The 6,327-nt window shown below is 48.4% G+C and carries 5 protein-coding genes; all 5 read right to left on the reverse strand.

Annotated elements, in window-relative coordinates; translation table 11 throughout:
* Positions 1 to 221: 221 nt before the first annotated feature.
* Positions 222 to 1,232 carry a DUF5119 domain-containing protein gene (locus tag Q1Y74_RS13030; RefSeq protein ID WP_300814733.1) on the reverse strand — a complete coding sequence of 337 codons (1,011 nt, stop codon included), beginning with the start codon at positions 1,230 to 1,232 and terminating at the stop codon, positions 222 to 224.
* Positions 1,233 to 1,701: 469 nt separating this feature from the next.
* On the reverse strand, positions 1,702 to 2,760 hold the full coding sequence (locus Q1Y74_RS13035; RefSeq protein WP_300814734.1) for a DUF3575 domain-containing protein: 1,059 nt from the start codon (positions 2,758 to 2,760) through the stop codon (positions 1,702 to 1,704).
* 386 nt (positions 2,761 to 3,146) lie between these two features.
* Positions 3,147 to 4,265, reverse strand: coding sequence for a helix-turn-helix domain-containing protein (locus tag Q1Y74_RS13040; protein WP_300814735.1), 1,119 nt, complete (start codon positions 4,263 to 4,265; stop codon positions 3,147 to 3,149).
* Between the two features lie 182 nt (positions 4,266 to 4,447).
* A complete protein-coding gene (locus Q1Y74_RS13045) occupies positions 4,448 to 6,022 on the reverse strand; it encodes an AraC family transcriptional regulator (RefSeq protein ID WP_300814736.1) in 1,575 nt (524 codons plus the stop codon).
* 40 nt (positions 6,023 to 6,062) lie between these two features.
* On the reverse strand, positions 6,063 to 6,327 hold a 265-nt coding region (locus Q1Y74_RS13050; RefSeq protein WP_300814737.1), incomplete at its 5' end, for a hypothetical protein.

The raw sequence follows: 6,327 nt of genomic DNA on the forward strand, positions 1-6,327 counted from the left end.
AATAAATCATTTTCAAATCAAAAAATCAATGAACGCTTATATTTGATTTAAAATTAATCGTTTAACTACAGTGATGTAATTTTTATCGCACCACTAATACTTCATAATCATAAATAATATACAGTTTAACAATATAATTCATTTCATAATCGCATCATTATTTCTCATCCATTCCACCCGTTTTCTTCCGTCTTCACAAAAACAGCTTGGGGTAAGGCTTTCTATTTCAATGGCAACGGGATGTCCACCCACTCGCCCCAACCGTCCACACTGACATCAAATCCGCCAGAGCCTTCCTTACCATCTTCGTCGGAGACCTCGACGCCGGTGACCTGAATGACCCCGCCACGGGGCTGAGCATTGAGCTGGTCGGTGACATCGAAATTGTAGTTGAGCATCTTACCATTCTTAAGCCGTACTTCCAGATTCAGGGTGTACCGAGCGGATGAGCCGTCAGCACGGGTATAGTAGTCGGCAGAATGGTTAGGAACACCGAAAGCGTTCATTCTGGCTTCTATTCCCCAATCGGTAAGTGAAGCATCGAAAAGAACAGTCGCGGCATTGTCGCCCGTATGTCCGTCCATCAGGTAGACACTCTCGGCCATGCCGGCCAAAGCACCGCGCGCCAGAGCAACGTATTGCAGACCGGCCTCGAAACGATAGCGTATATAATAGGTATAAGTGAGGGGGCGCATCTGTACGGGAAGATTCACAGTCTCCAACGTAAGCCGGGCAGTATAGCCCTTGCGGAAAGAGCCATAAAGTTGGTCGGGCTGGTTGACGGTACGCTCGCCGGAGTGCAAGACAGGCAAACTGGAACGGGTAACAGTGCGTGTGGTTGCAGAGGCCGATGCCAAGTGGGTGATGTCGCTGAAAACAATGTACTCGGTGTCATTGTTGTAGAACATCAGGTCGTGCGTTCCCTCGGGCATATAGAAACGCCCGCCTTCCCGAGGCAGGTTACCCTCGGAATGGGAACCTGCTTCAGGATAAACGATGGCACGGATACCCTCTGCTGCCTTCGGACGGAAATCGTCGTACTTGTAAGGCCAATGAACCGGCCACGACTCCGGCCACTTCAGGTCGTAAGGACGTTCCCACTCCAATTCCCATTCGGCAACGACATTCACCTTTACGCCCGCAGAATGAGAGTCATGATCGTAGCAGAGGTCCTTACGGCAAGACGCCAGCAGCACTACAGCCAACAGACAAGAAGGCAAGTGTGCTGCCACCCTGTGTGAAGCAGCAAGCAGTCGGATATAGGATATCCGCAAATTAATGAGTGTTGTTTGTATGTTTGCTCTATCTCTCATTCATTTCTGTTAAGAAAAAAACTTAGTCACTCTTCAAATCCATCAGCGTGCGACAGGCTGTTTCTTTCTTCTCTCATTATTTACTCAAGTTTCGGTTTTAATATTCATTGGGTAGTTAAGAAGTTAAAGAGTTAAGCCGATACTTTGTAAACCATTTATTTTCTATTGGCCTTTAACTCCTCAGCCCGACTAAAGGCGGGCGATAACTCCTACTAATTCCCTTAACTCCTTCAAGTTCCGGCAAAACCGAAACTTGAGTAATTTATTCTTGTTTTGACTCAAACCACACAAGCCGTTTTCCTGACTGGTTGTCAAAGAGTCAAACCGGCACTTCGGCAAAAGGTACCCGTCAAACCTCTCGGCTTTATCCCCTGAGAGTTCAGTATTTTCAGAGACGGCACGATTGCAGTCTTTTCCGCATCGGCACATTCCAAACGAAAGCGAACTTCAGCTTCAGAGGACCGAAGAAATTGGTACGACTGGTCTGCTGATATACGTAATGCCCATCAATGGGCAGGTATTCCTCATACTTGGTGGTCATAAAACCTATCCCGACCCCGGCCTCAAAGGCGAACTGCCTGCCGACAGGAAACTGGTAGCCGTAGCCGATGCCCACGAGACCGCCCTCGCCCTTATAGCCTCGGCCGCCATTCTCCAGGTCATACCATCCTCCACCGCCGAAGAGACCCACGTAGTGTCCGCGACGGTATCCTTGTGGACGGAACCAGTAACGCACCTCGGGAATGATGGTGGCCAGCTGGTAATACCAGTGCTCGCTGTCGCGATGCCACCAGGCCATATTCCCCTCAAGAGCGGTAGACCAACGTTCGTTGATGCGATATTCAATCTCGAGCGAGGGCATCAAAGCCAAGTCATACACCAGGTTGGTCTTGACATACCACCGAGAGGGTATCCACTGAGTGCCGGCTGAGCAGCTTGCAGACGCTTCCTTTCCAGAGGATGCAGTCGTGAAAGCCATCGGCACGGGCTGAAGCCCGGAAGCGGCCTCATCCAGCAGCTCAGACAAAGGTTCTTCGTCATATACTGTCACATGAACGGCTACAGTCGCCGCTCTGAGTTTATACATGTGATGTTCCAATAAATAAGCATAGGTTTGCTTCATACGCTTGAGCCGACGTTCCTTCTCTTCGGGCGGAAGAGCGGCATCGAGCAGGCGGATTACCTCTTCCTGCCCAGGGACCAGCATATCCTGCTCAACCAAGTGACGGAGCGTAACCCAGTCCTCGCCCTGCGGAACGAGTACAACAACTTCGTCCGGTATCTGGGGGAAACGCCCACGGATATAGTCATACACGCTCTTACCACGCTTTACAGAAAGATTGTAATTGAAACGCGTATTACCGTCCGGCGAAGAGGAGGAGGCTATGACAACAGAGTCAATCGTGACCTCTGTGTCGGACAACAACTGCTCCAATGCAACCGTCATCTCGTTCATTACACTTCCGTTATATCTAAAAGCAGCATCAATGTCGCTTCCATTTATATCATACAGGACCGTATACGAGTGATGCGGCTGCCTGATACAAATTTGCTGTGCGAACAAGGCCGTACTGCCGACGCCACCACACAGCATCACCCAAGCCATCAGCCAAGAAATCAGTTGTCCCTTCATGGAGTATCTGCAAACCATTTTCTTTACACTCTTTACTCAAAACAACAAAGCCAAATCAAAAAGAAGCAACATCCATGTACTTTTCCTGTCCGGCTTTCATTAACAACATAAGAAAAATGCCCGCCACATACCGGATTGAGCATATACGGTATGACAAAAATACCCAATACCCCACGATGGATTGTGTCATTTTCACAAAATCACTGTTCCAAATCATCAATAAAGCCCCCTCCAGCTGCCATTGAGGACGCACGAGCACATATATAGTCTGTTGGAGAGACTCCCGTGTACTTTTTGAAACTACGCAAAGCTGTTTCGCGTGATCGGAACCCTACGCTGAAAAAAACATCCTGTACATTGACCCTCTTGCCCGAATCAACGATTTTCAGGCATTCAGTGACGCGACGGCGGTTTAGCATATCTGAAAAATTCTTATAACCCGCCTCTTGTATGGCCCTGGACAGATAACTGCGATTGGTGTGCAGGAGCAGCGCAAGACTCGGCAGGGTAAGGTCCGGGTTACGCCATACCTGCTCTTCATCCATCAGCACCGCCAGTCTCCCGATAAGCGGATTGCCCTCCCTGACCTCTTCAGGGACCTCTGTCCGAAGCGTCTCAACAGGCAGAACCGATTCCGGTATCTTATGAGGCGCTTTGAATCGGATGAACACCTCCTGATAGGTAGCGGATACAGCCACAACTATACCAGCCAGGATATGAAGGCTGCTGAAAAGGGAAGAACCCGTAAGGATGAACAGCATGAACAAGACACCTATCAACTGTATCTTTATGGTGTAAACAAGTATCCAGCGATTGTAGACACGGCTCTTCATACTGTTATAAGGGATAAAAAGCAACAGGACTGAATACAAGGGAATGACCACAAGCATGACCCCTACCCTCAGCCATACGTTGAACTCGCCGATGTACACCCACACCTCCTGAAAAGACTCCAACTCACGGAAATAAGGCCGCCCCGCCAGCACTGCCACTACAACCAGCATGCCCGGAAGGAAAAGCCGCAGCGCCCGCTTCCAGGTAAGCCAACCGGCATTGATAGCTTCCATGGGATACAAATAAAGCATCAGGAGGGACAAAAGTCCTCCACTGATATTCTCAACGGGAAGAATGCGCCCCGCAATGGGACGCCCCAACTCCACAGCCACCAAACGGGTCAGAAACGCCAGGCTGGCCACAAACCAGGTGTAACAAAGATAACGCCGTGAACGGTCGCCCTCGTGCCGACGTAACCACAAAAGCACCCCACACAGGAAAAAAACACAAACGCCCCAACTGAGTATAATCTTCAGTCCACTCATACAACTATCCATCATTGACACACTAATCCAAATATCTGCCCGAAAAGGCATACTTCCTCTTCAGCAGCCATTAAAGCACGTATTACAAAATGGAACTAAATTAAGAGTTTACCGCATATACAGCAGTTTCATTTTCACAATTTCACAGTACCAAATAATACATATCCGACAAAATGATACAATCAAAACGCCTTTCGTTCCAGAAACTGTTTGGGAGTAAGCCCGGTGACCCGTTTGAACTGGCGGTAGAAAGAAGTCCGCGAGCCAAAGCCTGCCTGCTCGTAAATGTCATCCATGTTACCGACCTTGCCGCTTTCCATTAACAGAATGACATAGTTCACACGATACTCAGCCAGCCAAACGCTGAAACTGGTCCCCGTCATGCGGTTGATAGCCGTAGAAAGATGAGTGCGATTGGTGGCAATCCATTTGGCAAGCGACACGATGGTCAGGTCCGGGTCAAGGAACGGCCTTTCGCGCTCCATAACGACAAGTGCCCGGTAATACAGATTCCGATAGAACTCTTCCTCATCCTCCTCGCCGGAAACGGCATCATCCGGAATCTGCCCAGCCGGTTCTTCCTCTTCCGTATGAAGCGGAAGCTGAGAGGGGGAAACCGAATGGTCTATCAGATAGTTGTTTATTTCCCGCCACTCGACATAGCGCCTCATCAATGCCTCAAACAGGGTACGAATCTGCCGTTTCTTGTTCCGCCAATAAACAATTCCTCCTATCACCAGCACCACCAACAATACGACGACCAAAATCAGTATGACTATTTCCATCTGGCGTTTGAGCAGCAACCCCTTATTCTGTACAATCTGCTTTTCCTTACCCGCCACATCCAGCTCGACCGAATAATAGGCCAGCAAGCCGTTCATCTGATAGTCATAATACTGTTCGCTGACCGTTTTATAGACAGGCAAGAGCTCTAATATCCTTTCATTTTCACCTTTATCAAGATAGAAATCCATAAGAGGAGCGACGACCTCAAACATCTGATGAGCTGCCGGCTTGGCAACAACCAGCTTCTTTGTTTCGTCGTAATAATGGATTGCCTGCTCATCGTTGCCGGCCAAATCGTAAGCACGTCCCAACCTCAAGCAGACCGACTCGAAAGAAATGGCCTGGTCTCTATAAGGGTAGTATTCGTCATACAGCCCCTGAAGCAATTCAATGGCCCGCCCCAGGGAATCGGGTGTTTCAGAAAGATACCAGCCTTTCAGAAAACGGGTATAATACTGCACCGACTGATAAGACCCCGAAAGCATATCTTCTTTCTTCAACTGCAACTTGTCAATCATCGACATATAATACGCAGCCGAATCGTACTTCTCGGTGTACACCATGTGCATCGCCTTTGCCATGTAGGCATTGGCTTTTGAGAGAGCATCCGTCTGTTCCGAGCAAGAGAGTATCCTGTCAAACAAGGCATTGGCCTCATCGTTCAGTTTCCAGTTCGAATAGACCAGTGCCAGCAAATTGGAAGCCCGGTTCAGGCAATCAATATCGCCCAACGAATCGGCTACAGCCATACCCCGATGAAGGCAGACAAGAGCTTTCTTCAAGTCATTGTTAGAAATGTAGACAGAAGCGGCAAGAGCATAGGAATGGGCCCACTGACGAACTTGACGGGGTTCCAGCAGAGAAGGGGACACCGAAGTCATATCGTCACACAGCGACAGGAAAGTATCCGGATTGCTGTTGGCAACCACCATATTGTTGACCACATAACGATAGGCACTGTCAAAGTGCATCGATACGGTTTTTGCATCTGTCGAGACGCGGCTGTTCTGTTTACAAGAAGAGATAATGACACATGAAAATAAAAGAGCTATAAGCCAGAATATGCCATATAGATTTCCAGATTTCATAAGACTGTTTGTTTTGTTTGGGTGGTAAGATAATAGCTCTTGCAAAAATAAGAAAAAACAAGAAACTTTCAATAAATCTTTCCCCTAAATTGGGGTCAGCGGATATTCCCGGTTGGTAGGCATGGTGTATCAAGCATATTGCGTATCTTTGTGGTATGAAAGCAGAACAATTACTTCGTGCCATCCTT

It is taken from the genome of uncultured Bacteroides sp. (assembly GCF_949298305.1).
In the GTDB taxonomy this organism is placed as follows: Bacteria; Bacteroidota; Bacteroidia; order Bacteroidales; family Bacteroidaceae; genus Bacteroides.